21 protein-coding genes are annotated in these 17,307 nt (G+C 43.1%); 12 read left to right on the plus strand and 9 right to left on the minus strand.

Annotated features, from left to right (window positions below; translation table 11 throughout):
* Positions 1–6: 6 nt before the first annotated feature.
* Entirely contained in the window at positions 7–102 is a 96-nt protein-coding gene (prli42, locus tag HNR63_RS10460) for a stressosome-associated protein Prli42 (RefSeq protein ID WP_009373849.1), read from the minus strand.
* Between the two features lie 142 nt (positions 103–244).
* Here prli42 and mce point away from each other — a divergent pair, with 142 nt between their 5' ends.
* The gene (gene mce, locus HNR63_RS10465; RefSeq protein WP_035063622.1) at positions 245–658 is read left to right on the plus strand and encodes a methylmalonyl-CoA epimerase; all 414 of its coding nucleotides are present in this window, start codon (positions 245–247) and stop codon (positions 656–658) included.
* Positions 655–2,205 carry an acyl-CoA carboxylase subunit beta gene (locus HNR63_RS10470; protein ID WP_181520676.1) on the plus strand — a complete coding sequence of 517 codons (1,551 nt, stop codon included), beginning with the start codon at positions 655–657 and terminating at the stop codon, positions 2,203–2,205. Before mce ends, HNR63_RS10470 begins: the two co-directional genes overlap by 4 nt.
* Before the next feature lie 39 nt (positions 2,206–2,244).
* Here the strand turns inward: HNR63_RS10470 and HNR63_RS10475 are convergent, their stop codons facing one another.
* On the minus strand, positions 2,245–3,579 hold the full coding sequence (locus tag HNR63_RS10475; protein ID WP_181520653.1) for a PepSY-associated TM helix domain-containing protein: 1,335 nt from the start codon (positions 3,577–3,579) through the stop codon (positions 2,245–2,247).
* Between the two features lie 164 nt (positions 3,580–3,743).
* Between HNR63_RS10475 and HNR63_RS10480 the strand changes: the two genes are divergently transcribed.
* From HNR63_RS10480 to gndA, 3 genes are all read left to right on the plus strand, one after another.
* Entirely contained in the window at positions 3,744–4,868 is a 1,125-nt protein-coding gene (locus tag HNR63_RS10480) for a M20/M25/M40 family metallo-hydrolase (RefSeq protein ID WP_181520654.1), read from the plus strand.
* A 4-nt stretch (positions 4,869–4,872) separates the two neighbouring features.
* Positions 4,873–5,340, plus strand: a complete 468-nt coding sequence (locus tag HNR63_RS10485; RefSeq protein WP_035047842.1) for a chemotaxis protein CheW — start codon at positions 4,873–4,875, stop codon at positions 5,338–5,340.
* 65 nt (positions 5,341–5,405) lie between these two features.
* Positions 5,406–6,815 (plus strand): NADP-dependent phosphogluconate dehydrogenase, encoded by a 1,410-nt coding sequence (gene gndA, locus HNR63_RS10490; RefSeq protein WP_181520655.1) that lies wholly within the window; start codon positions 5,406–5,408, stop codon positions 6,813–6,815.
* Between the two features lie 37 nt (positions 6,816–6,852).
* Here gndA and HNR63_RS10495 read toward each other — a convergent pair whose 3' ends face one another.
* The 3 genes from HNR63_RS10495 to zwf all read right to left on the minus strand — a co-directional run bounded on the left by HNR63_RS10495 (position 6,853) and on the right by zwf (position 9,364).
* On the minus strand, positions 6,853–7,182 hold the full coding sequence (locus HNR63_RS10495) for a hypothetical protein (RefSeq protein ID WP_181520656.1): 330 nt from the start codon (positions 7,180–7,182) through the stop codon (positions 6,853–6,855).
* A 69-nt stretch (positions 7,183–7,251) separates the two neighbouring features.
* Positions 7,252–7,863: a cyclase family protein gene (locus HNR63_RS10500; protein ID WP_181520657.1), complete on the minus strand. Its 612-nt coding sequence runs from the start codon at positions 7,861–7,863 to the stop codon at positions 7,252–7,254.
* Positions 7,864–7,876: 13 nt separating this feature from the next.
* On the minus strand, positions 7,877–9,364 hold the full coding sequence (gene zwf, locus HNR63_RS10505; RefSeq protein WP_181520658.1) for a glucose-6-phosphate dehydrogenase: 1,488 nt from the start codon (positions 9,362–9,364) through the stop codon (positions 7,877–7,879).
* A gap of 119 nt (positions 9,365–9,483) precedes the next feature.
* Between zwf and rnz the strand changes: the two genes are divergently transcribed.
* Together rnz and HNR63_RS10515 are read left to right on the plus strand one after the other, a co-directional pair.
* Complete coding sequence (rnz, locus tag HNR63_RS10510) at positions 9,484–10,419, plus strand: ribonuclease Z (protein ID WP_181520659.1); 936 nt, start codon at positions 9,484–9,486, stop codon at positions 10,417–10,419.
* Between the two features lie 2 nt (positions 10,420–10,421).
* The gene (locus HNR63_RS10515; protein WP_181520660.1) at positions 10,422–10,739 is read left to right on the plus strand and encodes a CHY zinc finger protein; all 318 of its coding nucleotides are present in this window, start codon (positions 10,422–10,424) and stop codon (positions 10,737–10,739) included.
* Positions 10,740–10,776: 37 nt separating this feature from the next.
* Here HNR63_RS10515 and namA read toward each other — a convergent pair whose 3' ends face one another.
* Both namA and proI read right to left on the minus strand, forming a co-directional pair.
* A complete protein-coding gene (namA, locus tag HNR63_RS10520) occupies positions 10,777–11,778 on the minus strand; it encodes an NADPH dehydrogenase NamA (protein WP_181520661.1) in 1,002 nt (333 codons plus the stop codon).
* Between the two features lie 71 nt (positions 11,779–11,849).
* Positions 11,850–12,671 (minus strand): pyrroline-5-carboxylate reductase ProI, encoded by an 822-nt coding sequence (proI, locus tag HNR63_RS10525; protein WP_085788517.1) that lies wholly within the window; start codon positions 12,669–12,671, stop codon positions 11,850–11,852.
* Positions 12,672–13,111: 440 nt separating this feature from the next.
* Here proI and HNR63_RS10530 point away from each other — a divergent pair, with 440 nt between their 5' ends.
* Genes HNR63_RS10530 through HNR63_RS10540 form a run of 3 tightly spaced genes read left to right on the plus strand, consistent with a single transcriptional unit; the run spans position 13,112 to position 15,170 of the window.
* The gene (locus HNR63_RS10530; protein WP_085788518.1) at positions 13,112–14,059 is read left to right on the plus strand and encodes an MBL fold metallo-hydrolase; all 948 of its coding nucleotides are present in this window, start codon (positions 13,112–13,114) and stop codon (positions 14,057–14,059) included.
* Positions 14,056–14,841, plus strand: a complete 786-nt coding sequence (locus HNR63_RS10535) for an SDR family NAD(P)-dependent oxidoreductase (protein WP_181520662.1) — start codon at positions 14,056–14,058, stop codon at positions 14,839–14,841. Before HNR63_RS10530 ends, HNR63_RS10535 begins: the two co-directional genes overlap by 4 nt.
* A gap of 11 nt (positions 14,842–14,852) precedes the next feature.
* Positions 14,853–15,170: an iron-sulfur cluster biosynthesis family protein gene (locus tag HNR63_RS10540; protein ID WP_181520663.1), complete on the plus strand. Its 318-nt coding sequence runs from the start codon at positions 14,853–14,855 to the stop codon at positions 15,168–15,170.
* A 29-nt stretch (positions 15,171–15,199) separates the two neighbouring features.
* Here the strand turns inward: HNR63_RS10540 and HNR63_RS10545 are convergent, their stop codons facing one another.
* Positions 15,200–15,406, minus strand: a complete 207-nt coding sequence (locus HNR63_RS10545; protein WP_181520664.1) for a CDGSH iron-sulfur domain-containing protein — start codon at positions 15,404–15,406, stop codon at positions 15,200–15,202.
* 156 nt (positions 15,407–15,562) lie between these two features.
* Between HNR63_RS10545 and HNR63_RS10550 the strand changes: the two genes are divergently transcribed.
* On the plus strand, positions 15,563–15,802 hold the full coding sequence (locus HNR63_RS10550) for a DUF2552 family protein (RefSeq protein ID WP_181520665.1): 240 nt from the start codon (positions 15,563–15,565) through the stop codon (positions 15,800–15,802).
* A gap of 192 nt (positions 15,803–15,994) precedes the next feature.
* Positions 15,995–16,195: a DUF3886 domain-containing protein gene (locus HNR63_RS10555; RefSeq protein ID WP_035063623.1), complete on the plus strand. Its 201-nt coding sequence runs from the start codon at positions 15,995–15,997 to the stop codon at positions 16,193–16,195.
* Between the two features lie 20 nt (positions 16,196–16,215).
* Here HNR63_RS10555 and HNR63_RS10560 read toward each other — a convergent pair whose 3' ends face one another.
* The gene (locus tag HNR63_RS10560) at positions 16,216–17,130 is read right to left on the minus strand and encodes an aldo/keto reductase (RefSeq protein ID WP_181520666.1); all 915 of its coding nucleotides are present in this window, start codon (positions 17,128–17,130) and stop codon (positions 16,216–16,218) included.
* Positions 17,131–17,307: the final 177 nt, after the last annotated feature.

Raw genomic sequence — 17,307 nt, forward strand, 5'->3', positions numbered from 1 at the left:
CTTGTTCTATATCCACATGCTTAATCCAGCGAGCAAAGAGGTTAAAAGCATCGAGCCAAGCATTAAATAAACAACAATTTTTTGCACTTTTTTTGAATGCATGTTCTTCACCTCTTGCTTCCTATTGTACAAACATGCTGTGCGGCAAACAAGCAGGAAAAATGCAAAAAAAGAAGGAAAAAAGAAAAAAGATGTCGAAATACACAGATGGTTTGCAACCGAGAACAACAAAGGGGTGGGGGTCATGGAAGTAAAAAAAGTCGATCATATTGGCATTGCAGTCAAATCGTTAGACGAGGCGCTTCCGTTTTATACGGATACGCTCGGCTTATCGTGCATTGGCATTGAAACGGTCGAATCAGAACAAGTTCGGGTAGCATTTTTAAAAGTTGGCGATGTCAAGCTTGAACTGCTTGAGCCGCTCTCTGAACATAGCCCGATTGCTTCTTTTATTGAAAAGCGAGGAGAAGGCATTCATCATGTCGCGCTTGGGGTTGATCATATCGAACAGCGCATCGAAGAGTTAAAAAATAACGGCATTCGCATGATTCACGAGCAACCGAAACGCGGTGCAGGCGGTGCACACATCGCTTTTATGCATCCGAAGTCAGCCCGCGGCGTGTTATATGAGCTTTGTGAAAAGGTCGGTGGGCAATAATGGACATGTACGATAAAATCAACGAGCTATATGACCGTCGCCGGGAAATTGAGTTAGGCGGTGGCGACGATAAAATTGCAAAACAACATGAAAAGGGAAAATTAACGGCAAGAGAGCGCATCGATCTTTTATTAGATGAAGGGACGTTCGTTGAGTTAAATCCGTTTATTGAACATCGTTGCACCGATTTTGGATTAGCGGGGAAAAAAGGTCCGGGTGACGGAGTTGTCACAGGATACGGTAAAATCGATGGGCGAACAGTATTTGTCTTTTCGCAAGACTTTACTGTATTCGGTGGAGCGCTTGGGGAGATGCATGCGAAAAAAATTGCGAATATTATGGATTTAGCAGCGAAAACAGGGGCTCCAATCATCGGATTAAACGATTCTGGTGGCGCGCGCATTCAAGAAGGCGTGTTGTCGCTTGATGGATACGGCCATATTTTTTACCGAAACTCGATTTATTCAGGCGTCGTTCCACAAATTTCCGTCATTATGGGTCCGTGTGCAGGAGGGGCTGTCTATTCACCAGCCATTACCGATTTTGTTTTTATGGTTGAAAAAACGAGCCAAATGTTTATTACGGGACCGAAAGTAATTGAAACGGTGACAGGAGAAAAAATTAGTGCCGAAGATTTAGGTGGCGCGCGCGTTCATAATACGATTAGCGGAAATGCTCATTTTTCAGGAGCGACAGAAGAAGACGTACTTGCCCAAGTGCGGCGGCTATTAAGCTATCTTCCACAAAATTGTCAAGAAAAGCCGCCTGTTGCACCTGCACAAAAGGAAAGCGATTACCGTCCCGATTTAGCGGATGCCATTCCTATTGATGCGGTGCGTCCATACGATGTGCGAAACGTCGTGTGGCAAGTCGTTGACGAAGGCTCGTTCATGGAAGTACAAAAAGATTTTGCGAAAAATATTGTCATCGGTTTTGCCCGCATAAAAGGGGAAGTTGTCGGACTTGTATGCAACCAGCCGAAGTTTATGGCCGGGGGGCTTGATATTGACTCATCGGATAAAGCGGCGCGCTTTATTCGCTTTTGCGACTCGTTTAATATCCCAATTATTACATTTGAAGATGTGACGGGCTTTTTCCCAGGAGTCAAACAAGAACACGGGGGCATCATTCGTCATGGGGCGAAAATTTTATATGCGTATTCGGAAGCGACGGTGCCGAAAATAACGGTCATTTTACGGAAAGCGTATGGTGGAGCATACGTTGCATTAAATAGTAAATCGATCGGAGCAGATGTCGTATACGCATGGCCAAATGCAGAAATTGCCGTTATGGGACCACAAGGGGCAGCGAACATTATTTTCGCAAGCGACATCGAAAATAGTCCGAACCCAGAAGAAACGCGAGCGCAAAAAATTGAGGAATATCGCGACAAATTCGCCAACCCTTATGTCGCCGCAAAGTACGGTATGGTCGATGACGTCATCGATCCACGCGATACGAGAATCAAGCTTATTCAAGCGCTCGATATGCTTCGCCATAAACAGGAAGAACGTCCAAAAAAGAAACATGGGAATATTCCGTTGTAGCAGAGAAAAGCGAACAGTGGGTGCACTGTTCGCTTTCCCTTACGAGAACCATGTTTGCAATTTTGGAATGCGACGGATAACAATCCAATCGACAATAAAAGCGATGACTAATGAAAGAGCGACTAAAGGCATGGTAAGTCCTAATACGATAATGATAAAGGTGACTATTCGCATCACTTTTTTGCTTTGTGGTGCAGGTGGTACACCAAGTGCCCCATTTGGACGTCGTTTCCACCACATGACAACACCGCTATACGCAATGAAAATAAGACCGAGGCAAGTTACAAGACCGATCAATTGATTAAATAAGCCGAAATATCGACCTTCATGAAGGGCAATGCCAATTTCGATCATTTTAGCTAGCCACCCATAATCTTTAAAGCGTAAATCTGCTAACACTTCGCCGCTATATTGATCAATATGTAATGTAGCTTGATCTTGCGGCAAGTTCGGAAAGACGGAAACGGTATATACTCCTTTTTCTCCTTCAGGGAAGTAAATAGAAAAGCCAGGATGAACATGCCGATCTTTTGCAATTTGAATAACTGATTCAACCGGAATCGTCATTGCCCCATTTTGTTTCGATTCAGGCACAGGCATATTTTCTGCAGCCCATGGCACATCTGCGACCGATTTTGTTGGAACAACAGATTCAGGTATTTCATCCCATAATCCAGATGGATATCCTGTATGGGTGGCTGTAGCGATTTGATTAATTTGATGGCCCATAAATCCAGCCCAAGGTAAACCGGTTAAAATAAGCAATAAAATAAACATAGAAAGCCAAATAGCAAGAACGGAATGAATGTCTTTCCACATGACGCGCTTTCCTTCATGAAAGCGAATTTTTACAATGCCATATAAAGAGCGGTTTCGTGGCCACCATAAATATAATCCCGTTATTAATAAAATAACGGCCCAACATGCTGCAAGTTCAACGATTCGATCACCAACTGTTCCGACCATGAGCTCGCCGTGCAACTTGACAATGATATTCATAAGCTTATCTTCTTTTGCGAGTTTACCAACAATATCGCCGGTATATGGGTTAACAAAAACGATATAAGTTTTTCCATCTAAAACAATGCCCACTTCTGTTGAACGGTTAGGGGCATTGCTCGGACGATAGCTGACGACAGTAGCATTTTCATACGTGTTTTTGACTTGTTCAATCACGTAGCTTGGGGCTAGCTCATGTTCTCCCTCTTGAACATAATAGAGATCGTTGTATAAAACAGATTCAATTTGTGGCTTAAATAAGTAGATGGCTCCCGTAATGGAAAGAATAATTAAAAATGGCGCAAAAATGATTCCAGCATAAAAGTGCCAACGCCATATTGCTTTGTAAAAATCTTTGTTCGTTAAGTAATCCATAAAAACCTCCTAATTTACTATGAAATGAAGTTCAAGATGAATGATATAATGAAATTGTGACAAATGTGTGAAATGAAAGAAAAAAATTATGTGTACATGTTCATCGCCATATGAAGGAATTTTCGTTATACTTAAAAGTGAGTACATACATAGGAGGATGCATAATGGTCAATGAGCAACGTTTAGTTGATGAATTTTTAGAGCTTGTGCAAATTGATTCCGAAACAAAATATGAGCGTGACATTGCAGATGTGCTGAAAGCGAAGTTTGAAGCGCTCGGTTTACACGTTATTGAAGATGATACGACAGCACAAACAGGTCATGGTGCAGGCAACTTAATTTGCACATTGCCTGCGACAAAAGAAGGGATAGATCCGATTTACTTTACATCACACATGGATACGGTTGTGCCAGGAAAAGGGGTCAAGCCGTCCATTCAAGATGGATATATTGTGACAGATGGGACAACGATTTTAGGAGCGGACGATAAAGCAGGGCTTGCCGCCATGTTTGAGGCGATCCGAGTGTTAAAAGAAAAACAAATCGCGCACGGCACAATTCAATTTATTATTACTGTTGGAGAAGAGTCTGGGCTCGTTGGGGCGAAGGCGCTTGATCCGTCGCTCATTCAAGCGAAATTTGGATATGCGCTAGATAGCGATGGAAAAGTTGGACAAATTATCGTTGCTGCTCCGACGCAAGCGAAGTTGAAAGTGACCGTTCACGGAAAGACGGCTCATGCCGGTGTTGCACCAGAGCGTGGCGTGTCGGCAATTACAATCGCCGCGAAAGCGATTGCGCAAATGCCGCTTGGGCGCATCGATGAAGAAACAACCGCAAACATCGGCCGTTTTGAAGGTGGAACACAAACAAATATCGTTTGCGATCGCGTTGACATTTTAGCAGAGGCGCGTTCGCTCGTTCCAGAAAAAATGGAAGCGCAAGTCGCGAAAATGAAAGAAGCGTTTGAGCGAGTAGCGGAAGAAATGGGTGGTCGTGCAGATGTTCACGTGGAAGTGATGTACCCAGGATTTAAATTCGGAGACGGGGATTATGTTGTTGAAGTAGCGAAGCGAGCGGCTGAAAAAATTGGTCGTCCGCATAAGCTGTTGCGTAGCGGTGGCGGTAGCGATGCGAATGTTATTGCAGGATTTGGCATTCCAACCGTAAACTTAGCGATCGGTTATGAAGACATTCACACAACAAATGAACGGATGCCAATTGAAGAACTTGTCAAAGCAACGGAGATGGTGCTTGCCATTATTGAGGAAGTAACGACAAGGGGGTGAAACGATGGAGAAAGTCGTCGTTTTTCAACTTGCGAATGAACAATATGCCATTCCGGTTGAACATGTTGTTTCCATCGAAAAAATGAGCCATCCGACGATCATTCCGGGAATGCCTTCGTATATGCTCGGTGTTGTGCGCATTCGCGGTGAACTCGTTCCTGTGCTTGATACGTCGCAAATTTTATATCGCCGTCCATATACGGAAACAGAAAAAACGCGCCTCATCGTTGTGCATACAGACGATGTACATGTCGCGTTTATTGTAGACGATGCAAAAGAAATTATTGATATCCCGTCACATATGATGAAGCAAGTGAATATGCTCGCTTATCAACAAACGCCATATTTCATCGGCATTGCGAATTTGCCTGATCGGCTAATTACCGTCATTGATCCGACAATATTGTTCGATCATTTAGAAGGATCAAGTACGATTAAAGAACATATAAAAAATGAGAAACAGAACACTTGAACGAGAAAAGATGATTATGGTATGTTCTTTTTTGAACAATCAAAATATAGAAAGGAACGTTTGCTATGGCGAAACAACAAATTGGTGTGATCGGTTTAGCGGTCATGGGAAAAAACTTGGCGCTTAACATTGAAAGCCGTGGATATTCCGTTGCCGTATATAACCGTTCACGCGAAAAAACAGACGAGTTTTTAAAAGAGGCGGAAGGGAAAAACATCGTCGGTACATATAGCATCGAACAGTTTGTCAACGCGCTTGAGAAGCCGCGCAAAATTTTGTTGATGGTAAAAGCAGGTGCTGCAACAGACGCAACAATTGAGCAACTAAAGCCGTATTTAGAAAAAGGCGATATCGTGATTGATGGCGGCAATACGTATTTTAAAGATACACAACGCCGCAATAAAGAACTTGCGGAACTTGGTATTCATTTTATCGGTACAGGCGTTTCTGGTGGAGAAGAAGGGGCGCTGAAAGGACCTTCCATCATGCCAGGTGGACAAAAAGAAGCGCATGAACTCGTCCGTCCGATTTTTGAAGCGATTGCCGCAAAGGTCGATGGCGAGCCGTGCACGACATATATCGGTCCAGACGGTGCAGGCCATTACGTAAAAATGGTGCATAACGGCATTGAATACGGCGATATGCAATTAATTGCCGAAGCGTACTTTTTATTAAAACATGTGCTTGGCTTAAACGCGCAAGAGCTTCATGAAGTATTTGCCGAGTGGAATAAAGGAGAATTAGATAGTTATTTAATCGAAATTACGGCAGACATTTTTACAAAAATCGATGAAGAAACAGGCAAGCCGCTTGTCGATGTTATTTTAGACAAAGCAGGACAAAAAGGAACAGGAAAATGGACGAGCCAAAACGCGCTCGATTTAGGCGTTCCGCTACCAATTATTACGGAATCGGTATTTGCTCGCTTTATTTCCGCAATGAAAGAAGAGCGCGTGAAAGCAAGCAAGCTATTAGCAGGTCCAGCAGTGAAGCCGTATGAAGGCGATCGCGCGCACTTCATTGAAGCCGTTCGCCGCGCGCTTTACATGAGCAAAATTTGCTCGTACGCCCAAGGCTTTGCGCAAATGAAAGCTGCTTCGGAAGAATACAACTGGAATTTACAATACGGCAATATCGCAATGATTTTCCGTGGTGGCTGCATCATTCGTGCGCAATTTTTACAAAAAATTAAAGAAGCGTACGACCGCGATCCAGCGCTGCCAAATTTATTGCTTGACCCGTACTTTAAAGACATTGTCGAAAACTATCAACAATCGCTTCGCGAAATCGTTGCAACCGCAGCGATGCGCGGCATTCCAGTACCAGCGTTCGCTAGCGCCTTAGCATACTACGACAGCTATCGAATGGATACATTGCCAGCGAACCTTATCCAAGCACAACGCGACTACTTCGGTGCGCACACATACGAACGCATCGACAAAGAAGGCATTTTCCATACGGAATGGTTAAAATAAACGAACACCCCCTAGGGCAAGCGGCTCTAGGGGGATATTATTGCTTTGTCTTGTTTGTTAGTTTCCTAATCCCGATTAATAAGCAAATCATGCTCGCACCCCATGATATTCCTGCCTTGCTTAAAAGAAGCGAAATTTCTACCGATGCTTGTGCATGCTCGAGGTCGAAAGAAATGGCTTTGAATGCAAAAAATACCCCAATGGAAAGCAAGAAAAAATGACAAAAAACCCATAAGAAAGCTACCTGTTGCGCTCGATTGTTTCTCCAAAGATATACAATTGTCATGACTGCAATGGACATGATAAAAGAAAACCCCCCAATTAGCATGTCCATCACTTCTTCTTCCATCGGCAAATGCTTATGCATATTTCCCCCTCCCATTTAATACAATTATAGATAGTAACATCCCCCTCACCATATGATGAGGGGGATTGCTTATTGTTCAAACAATAATACACGCGCTGGGGCGGCGTCGGTGCCGACGAGTTTAAGCGGAGCGGCGACCATCCAATATTCGCCTGCTGGAACGTCTTTTAGCCGAAGTCCTTCGATGACGATAATGCCATGGCCGAACAGCGTTTTATGCGTTGGGTGTCCCGCTTGGTTTCGTTCGACGCCAAGCGCGTCAATGCCGACGCCGCGAATACGTTTTTCGGCTAAGTATGCAGCAGCATCTTCGGCGACGTAAATAAATTCAAAGTTAAAGGCATCGTCGAATGAATTTTTTGTTTTAAATAAGATAAAATCATTTTCTTGAATATCAAAATGAATGAGATCTTCTTTTGTAATGCGATCATTGACGTTTGTGACGTCTAATACTTTGCAGTAGCCGACGAGTTTTTCAAGCGGAATCGTTTCAAATGTTTCCCCGCCTTTTACCATATGGAGTGGTGCGTCAATGTGCGTACCGGTATGCACATCCATGTCGATGCGCGATTCGGTGACGTAATCGTTCGTGACGGTCGTTAGCTTCGGTTGTTTTTCCGGCTTATTTTTATACACAGGCATCCCTTCAAAAATCGGAGCAGTGACATCGTACATTTTCATGTTTATTTCCTCCTTACATTGTTCCGTTTAGCGACCACCAGTGGAAGCCGTCTTTTTGCAATAGCTCATCTGCCTTTTTCGGGCCCATCGAGCCAGCTTCGTAGTTCGGGAAGTCAACCGCTTTCGTATTTTCCCATACTTCAGAAATCGGGTCGACAAAGCTCCATGACGCAGCGACTTCGTCCCAGTGCGTAAAGTTTGTCGCATCGCCGCGCATGCAGTCATATAACAATTTTTCATACGCTTCTGGCGTATTAATGCCGTCTATGCAATTGTTGCAGTAATCCAACTTAATTGGCGTCGTTTTCATGCTTTCGCCGCTTTTTTTCGCATTTAAATGAAGCGTAATTCCTTCATCTGGTTGAATATGGATGACGAGCAAATTCGGATGAACGTATTCGCTCGTGCGATAATATAAATTCATCGGTACGTCTTTAAATTGCACAACAATTTTCGTTGATTTTTCGGTCATTCGTTTTCCTGTTCGTATGTAAAATGGCACACCTGCCCAGCGGAAGTTGTCGATCATTAGTTTCCCTGCGACAAACGTTTCCGTATTAGAATGTGGATCGACGCTATGTTCTTCACGATAACCGACGACTTGTTGCCCGCGCACAATGCCGCGCCCGTATTGCCCACGTACGAAATATTTGTCGACGTCATCATGTGTCATCGGACGAAGCGCGCGAAGCACTTTCACTTTTTCGCTACGAATGTCATCTGTTGTCAGCTTAATTGGCGGTTCCATTGCGAGAAGGGCAACCATTTGTAGCATATGGTTTTGCACCATATCGCGAAGCGCACCAGAATGATCATAGTAACGACCGCGATCTTCCACCCCCAGCGTTTCGCTTGATGTAATTTGAATATTGGCAATAAAGCGATTGTTCCAAAGCGGTTCAAAAATCGCGTTCGCAAAGCGAATGACTTCAATGTTTTGTACCATTTCTTTTCCGAGATAATGGTCAATCCGGAAAATTTGTTCCTCGGAAAACGATTGTCGAATTTCTTCATTTAACTTTTGTGCGCTTTGCAAATCATGTCCGAACGGTTTTTCAATGACTAATCGCGTCCAGCCGTTTGTCGCTGTCAGTCCTTCTGATTTTAAATGCGATGTAATTGTTCCGAAAAACTCAGGCGCCATCGCTAAGTAAAAAATGCGGTTGCCTGGAATATGAAATTGCTCTTCCACACGCGTTAATAATTCATTTAATTGTTCGTATGATTGCGTATTTGTTGCATCTAATGAATGATAGTAAAAATGAGAAATAAATGGATCATCCATTAATTCTTGTTTTGTCGCTTCTTCAATCGTTTCTTTTACGTAATGACGAAACGATTCATTTGTATGGGGACGACGGGCGACACCAACAACCGCAAACTGTTCAGAAAGCTTTCCTTTTTGATAAAGTTTATAAATAGATGGGAATAATTTGCGTTTTGCTAAGTCGCCAGTTGCGCCAAAAATAACAATTGTCGCTTTTGGTTGTACGTCATTCACGGACCATATACCTCACTTTTATTCATTTTTTGAAAGGTTCATGATAATGTAATTTTAGAGGTTTATTGTGGTAAACGCAAATGTTTTATCCGATTAAAGAAAAGAGAGGAGTTTGTAGCGTGGAATTATTGTTTTTAGGAACGGGCTCTGGTGTCCCGTCGAAAGGGAGAAACGTATCGGCGATTGCCCTTCAGTTATTAGAAGAAAGAGGAGCGACATGGCTATTCGATTGCGGTGAAGCGACGCAACATCAAATTTTACATACGTCTATTCGCCCGCGACGCATTGAACGTATTTTTATTACTCATTTACACGGCGATCACATTTTCGGCTTGCCTGGACTGCTTGGAAGTCGCTCATTTCAAGGGGGAGAAACACCTCTTTTTGTTTACGGCCCTACTGGTATTCGTTCGTTTGTTGACACTGCCTTAGCGGTTAGCGGTACGCGGTTAAAATATGATTTGCATATTCATGAGTTTACAGATACAGAAGGTGTCGTCTTTGAAGATGAGCAGTTTATTGTTACAGCGAAATTGCTTGATCACGGTTTACCTTCATACGGTTTCCGAATCGTTGAAAAAGATTTACCGGGCACGTTGCTCGTCGATCAATTGCGTGCACTTGGCGTGCGCCCAGGCCCGATTTATCAACAAATTAAGCGAGGGGAGCTTGTCACATTAGATGATGGAACTGTCATTGATGGACGAAACTTTGTAGCCCCGCCAAAGAAAGGACGCATTGTTGCGATTATAGGAGATACGCGGTATTGTGAGGCGAGTGTGGAATTGGCGAAACAAGCCGACGTCCTTGTCCATGAGGCAACATTTCGTGCCAAAGAAGCACATTTAGCGCATGATTACTATCATTCAACGACGTTGCAAGCAGCAGAAGTAGCGAAACGAGCGGAAGTGAAGCAACTCATTTTGACACATATTAGTTCCCGTTATCAAGGGGAGATGTGTGACGAACTCGTTGAAGAAGCGAAAACGATTTTTCCGAACGTGTCACTTGCTTTCGATTTTTCATCGTTTCCAATTTTACGAAAAGAGGGTTAACAATGATCGAAGTAAAAGGAAGCGTCATTGATAAACAGACACGATGTGTACATTATCATAGTGAACGCGATGTCATTGCGATTAAGTTTTATTGCTGTAAAACATATTTTCCATGTGTACATTGCCATGAACAACATGGTTGTGGCAAGCATGTCGTATGGCCGAAAGAACGTTTTCATGAAAAAGCGGTTTTATGCGGTGTTTGTCAAACTGAGCTGACGATTGAACAATATATGACAAGCAATTACCATTGTCCACATTGCAATGCGGCGTTTAATCCAGGATGTCAACTTCACGCTCACTATTATTTTGAAATGTAAAAGGATGTCCGCTACATTGGACATCCTTTGTCGTGTATTACCACCCTCTGACATACGGCTTCGGCGCTTCAAGCGATATACCGAGTTCGCTTGAAGCTGTTTTTGGCCAATATGGGTTGCGAAGAAGCTCGCGACCGATAAAAATGAGATCGGCACGGCCATTGCGTAAAATTTCTTCCGCTTGTAAGCCAGACGTAATGAGTCCGACCGCACCAGTTGGCACGTTTGCTTCACGGCGAATCGTTTCCGCAAACGGCACTTGATAACCTGGATACGCATCAATTTTTGCCGGGACGACGGCGCCAGAGCTAACGTCAATGAGGTCAACGCCTTGTGCTTTCATTTGTTTTGCATATTCGACGTAGTCTTTCACTGTTAACCCGTCTGGATGATAATCGTGTGCGGAAATACGGACAAATAGCGGTCCGTTCCATACTTCTTTCACTGCTTCAATGATTTCACTTAAAAAGCGGTAACGGTTTTCTCCACCGTATTCGTCTGTTCGTTTGTTTGTGAGCGGCGATAAAAACTCGTTAATGAGATAGCCGTGAGCAGCATGAATTTCAATGACATCAGATCCCGCTTCTTTGGCGCGTCGCGCACCTTGTTGAAACGCATGGATCGTTTCTTCAATGTCCGCTTTTGTCATTTCTTTTGGTGTTCGCATCGTTTCATCAAACGGAATCGGGGATGGTGCAATGATTTCACCAGAAACGGTTGCCTTTCGGCCGGCATGGGCAAGCTGAATGCCGATGTTTGCCCCTTGTTCATGAACGAGCGTAGTAAGCGTACGCAATCCATCGATATGGTTATCATCCCAAATCCCTAAATCGCGAGCTGAAATTCGTCCTTGTGGCGTCACAGCTGTCGCTTCCACCATAATGAGCCCGACTTGCCCGACCGCGCGCGTTGCATAATGAACGAGATGCCAGTTGTGCACCGTTCCATCTTCGCGATCGCACGCATACATGCACATCGGTGACATAACAATGCGGTTTTTAAAGGTAACATCTCGAATGGTATATGGTGAAAATAACATATTAAATCCCTCCCGTAGTATCTTCCATAAAAATGATACCACGCGCACTTGGAAAAGAAAAACAAATTGCACTATTGAACGGAAGAAAGCAGCGCTTCACCAAGTTCTTTTGATCGTTCAGTTGCTCGTTTAATGCATGCAATCATCGCTTCTTGGTAGCGATAACGTTCAAGTACCCCAATGCCAGCTTCTGTCGTTCCGCCTGGACTTGTTACTTCTTTGCGCAAAACGGAAGGATGTTTGTTTGTTGCTTTTAACATATGAGCAGCACCGATAATCGTTTGTAAAATAAGCTCTTTTGCAATATCGCGCTCAAGTCCAATTTCATCTGCTGCTTTTTCCATCGCTTCGACTAAATAGTAAACGTACGCCGGTCCACTACCCGATAGCCCTGTCACGGCGTGTAAATGCTTTTCATCAACAATCGTAACGATCCCGACCGTTTCAAATAGCTCTTTTGCCATGTGGACATGTTTATCCGTTGCATAGGCACCTTGTGCGAGCGCTGTGGCAGATTGCCCGATTGCCGCCGATGTATTTGGCATGGCACGAATGACAGGCATTTGTTTTCCGATGAGCGATGCAATCGTATCCGTCGTCACTCCCGCAAGCAATGAAATAATAAGTTGTTGCTCATGAAAAGCATGTGCGATTGGCGTTAAGCTTTCTGCAACGTCTTTTGGCTTCATCGCTAAAATAACAATATTAGCTTCTTTGACGGCTTGTTCTTTATTCGTTTCAATTCGTACCCCGTATGTTTGTTGCATATACGTCAGTCGCTCCATTCGAGAGCGATTCGTTACAATCATTTGTTTCGGCTCATATAGTGTCTGTGTCACTCCTGAAATGAGCGCTTCTGCCATCGACCCTGCACCGAGAAATGTGATCGTCATTTTTTTCCTCCTCCTCGTCTCCAAAATAAAAAAGACCTTTCGTCCGATAAAGGACGGAAAGGTCTTTTTTTCCGCGGTACCACCTTTGTTGGCACAATGTGCCCACCTCTTATGCCGGTATCGTCGGCAAGACGGTTAGGTTTGCCTAACTGCTCATAGGGTAGGTTCCATGATAAAGAGGGTAATGAAACCTTTCAGCCTATGGGTCTCACTCTCTTGTTACCATTTATCATGTACTGGCCCTATTCATCGCTTCAGACATATATGATTTGCTTGCAATTATGCATGAAAAACAAGCTCGTTGTCAATAGGTTTTATGTTTTTATTTTCTGAATTTTTTAATAAATAAATAAAAATAAATGACAAATGAAAAAAATAAGTGTAAACTGATAAACAGACGAAACGAAAAGTTATGATGATATAATGAAGGAGCCGAAAAAATGGAACAGTTGCATCGCATTGTCGTCCCAACGCCATTTGCCGTTGGCGATGTCAATATGTATATTGTCAAAGGAGACCGTTTAACGCTCGTTGATGCTGGAGTGAAAACAGAAGAAGCGTGGCATGTCTTCGTTCGGGAATTACGTGAACTCGGCTATGAACCGGAAGATATTGAGCAAGTCATCATTACACATCACCATCCGGATCATGTCGGTTTACTTGATTATTTCCCTCCGTCGCTTCCTGTTATTGGCCATCGCAAAGCTGCACCTTGGATTGCGAAAGATGCTGCTTTTTTTGCGTGGCATCAACAATATTTTGAGCAATTTTTAATTGAATGTGGAATTGGGGAAGAATGGATCGCAAAACTCGGAAACTTTCGGCGCTCCCTCCGCTTTTCGTGCGAGCGCTCGCTCACTCAAGAAGTGAAAGAAGGGGATATGATTGAAGGCTGGACGGTTATCGAAACGCCAGGTCATGCGCAAAGTCATATTGTATTATATCGTGAAGCAGATGGGTTGATGATCGGAGGGGATCATTTGTTAGCTGCGATTTCATCTAATCCGTTGTTAGAGCCGCCTGCGATCGGTGAACAAGAGCGCCCGAAACCACTTTTGCAATATAACGATTCATTAAAGAAACTACTGAATTACGACATTACAACGATCGTTACAGGACATGGAGAAGATGTGACAGATGTTGCATCACTTGTCGAAAAGCGGCTTGAAAAACAAAAAGAGCGTGCGCAATATGTATGGCAATTGTTAAGTGAAAAGCCAATGACGGCATTTGACGTATGTCGTGCGCTTTTTCCGTCCGTATATGAACGTGAATTTTTATTGACGATGTCCGAAACGATCGGTCAACTCGATTATTTAGAAGCAATCGGAGCAGTGAAAAAAGAAAAAGACGATCAAATATATATGTACGAAGTGGTGAGATCATGAAATTAGCAGGGAAATACGTCGTTATTACAGGAGCGTCGAGCGGCATTGGCGAACAAATTGCATACGAAGTAGCTAAACGTGGAGGAATACCGATATTGCTTGCGCGTTCAAAAGAAAAATTGGCGCAAATTGCGCAACATATTGAACAAACGTACGGCATTTCTTGCTTATATGAACAGTTAGATGTTAGCAATCAGCAGGAAGTAGACGCTGTATTTGATCGATTACTTGCGTCTGTCGATATCGATATTCTCGTTAATAATGCCGGATTCGGTGTGTTTCGCTATGTCGAGCATATTGATTTGTTGGAAGCGAAGCAAATGTTTGATGTCAACGTGCTCGGATTGATCGCGTGTACAAAAAAAGTGTACACACATATGATGAAAAAACGATCCGGCCACATTATTAATGTCGCATCTCAAGCTGGAAAAATTGCGACGCCGAAATCGAGCGTATATGCCGCAACAAAACATGCTGTCCTTGGATTTACAAATGGCTTGCGAATGGAAGCGTCCATGTATGGCATTTTTGTCACTGCAGTGAACCCTGGACCGATCGAAACAAACTTTTTTACTGTTGCTGATACGTCTGGGGAATATGTGAAAAACGTGAAACGGTGGATGCTTCGTCCTGAATTTGTCGCAAAACGGATCGTTGATGTAATGCTTACTCCGACGCGCGAAGTGAATTTGCCGTTTTGGATGCATATAGGAAGTCGATTGTATCAATTATTTCCATCGGTCATTGAAAAAATGGGGAAACGGGCATTTTTAAAAAAGTAAGTGAGGTGCAAGTGGTGAAAATTACGATAACGGAACGAGCGATCGAACAACTTCGTCGTGTTCGTGGAAACAAGCACGTCAAGCTGACATACGATACAGATGATTGCGGATGTGCCGTAAACGGCGTGCCTATGTTACTGCTTGTCGATCAATTAGACGAACATGATGTAGAGATTGAAACAAACGATATGCCTATTTGGATGGAAAAACATCGGCTCATTTTCTTTGATGAACAAATGACGATTGATGTTGTCGATGGGGCAGGGTGTTTTCAATTAAAAAGCCCGAATCAAATTTTAAATGCGCGCATGTCGCTTATGGAGCGTTGAAAGGTAAAAGCCCGGAATAAAAGCCGGGCTTATTCGTTTTTCGGAGCGCGAACGACGGATTGGAATTTTCCTTTATGGGCTCCATCACAAAATGGCATATTTTGCGAGAGCCCGCAACGACAGAGAGAAAATGTTTCTTTTGTTTCAAACTCGTTTCCTTCCATATCAATTAATTCAACATCTCCGGTTACACGAAATGAACCGTTATCCATCACTTTAATTTGCACTTTCGCCATATATTCCACCTCCTTGTATACCTTATATCGTATATACTACATCGTCCTTACATAAGTCGCAACTTTCTTTTTGTTTTCAAGAGTATTCTTTTCTTATTTCACAATATTGAGTTAAAATAAAAATGTACTGTAATTGACATAGAAAGAGTGATTGTTGTGAATGATCAAGTGAATCGTCTTCGAAAAATAGTAAAGGAAAAAACATGGGTGTCGTTTTTGTACAATAACCATCCGTATAGTTTACTTCATTGGTCCGTTGCAGGATTTTCAAACGACGAACGCGATGTCTGGCTACTGCAAGATGAGATGACATTTGAAACACAATCGTTCGTGCAGTTAGATGAAGCGCTTGCGTGGATTGAACGACATATGCCGCATATTACAGATATTTTATAAGGGGACGAATGTCCCCATTCTTACTGCGGAGAATTTTGCCGTTTTGTCGGATGAATTGCTTTCTCTAATTCTTCCTTTGCAATGACAGGACGAACCGTATCGGCTGTCGGCTTTCCTTTTTGGCTTTTATTTTTTGCCATAAAAGTTCACTCCTTTATGTTTTAGTCATGATTAGTTTGGGGAAAGGGGGAGATGTTTATGCTAAAAGATCGATTAAATGAGCAACTGATCGCACAGCTTAAGCAAAAACAAAAGCAACTGCAAGAAGAAGAACAAAAACGAAAAGAAGAAGAGGAAGCAAAGCGCAAAGAAGAAGCTCGTAAGCGAGAAAAAAATAAAACGTTTGCCGAATGGCTAGAAGAAAGTGACTTAGATTGGCGAAAATTTAAATAACCGAGGGCGAACACCCTCGGTTACCGATGATCAGTAAACATCGTTTGTTTTGTCAGTTGTTTTAAGATAGCTATTTGTTCATCGCTCAATGTTACTGATTGCGCAGCGACGTTTTCGATTAGTTGCGATAATCGGCTTGCGCCTGGAACGACTGTTGCTACGGCTTCATTTGCTAAACAAAAACGAAGGGCAATTGCCGTCAGCGTTTCGTTCGGAGCAACCGCTTTTAATTTTGGAATGAGCGTCACTAACTCGGCAAACGAATAATCGACATAGCCATTTTGTTTCGTATTTCCGCTTGCTTTTTCAATCGGACGTTCAGTTAATAATCCTTTCGCTAGCGGTCCGCGAGCAATGACGCTCACGTTATGTTGCTTCAAAAGCGGAAACCATTCTTCAGCGCGACGATCAAGTAAACTATACGGCATCATGACAGAAACGATGCGCGATCGCTTCACATATTCGCGAATGACGTTTGGACGCATAGAGGAAATGCCGTAATAACGAATGATGCCCTCTTGTTGCAATTCCTCAAACGCCTCAATGGTTTCATCGATCGGATCATCAATCGTTCCACCATGTAGTTGATATACATCAATATAATCCGTTTGTAATCGTCGTAAGCTATGTTTCACCGCTTCTTTTATGTATGCTTTTGACGGATCCCATGTCCAGCCGTTTCCTTGTTCCGTCCAACGATTCCCTACTTTTGTCGCAACGATGACATCATGTCGTTTTCCTTTTAATGCTTTACCGACAATCTCTTCATTTAACCCATGATCATATAAATCGGCTGTATCGAAGTAGTTTACTCCTTGATCGATCGCTTCATGAATGAGGCGAATCGCATCGTTTTCCGACGTACCGAGCGACATGCAGCCAAAGCCAATTTCACTTACATATAAGTTGGAATGTCCAAGTTTCCGTTTTTTCATGTCATCACTCCTTTTTAATCATTATAACGAATAAGTTTTCCATTTGTCTTTGTTCATGTAGTACAATGGAAATGAAAAATGAGGTAGCGTCAAAAATTCTATGAAAAACACCTGTGAGCGACCTGTTGAAGGAAAATAAAGGGGATGGTGGAGTCGGATTCGCCCTTGACCAACACT

Source organism: Anoxybacillus ayderensis (genome assembly GCF_013761015.1).
Lineage (GTDB): Bacteria > Bacillota > Bacilli > Bacillales > Anoxybacillaceae > Anoxybacillus > Anoxybacillus ayderensis.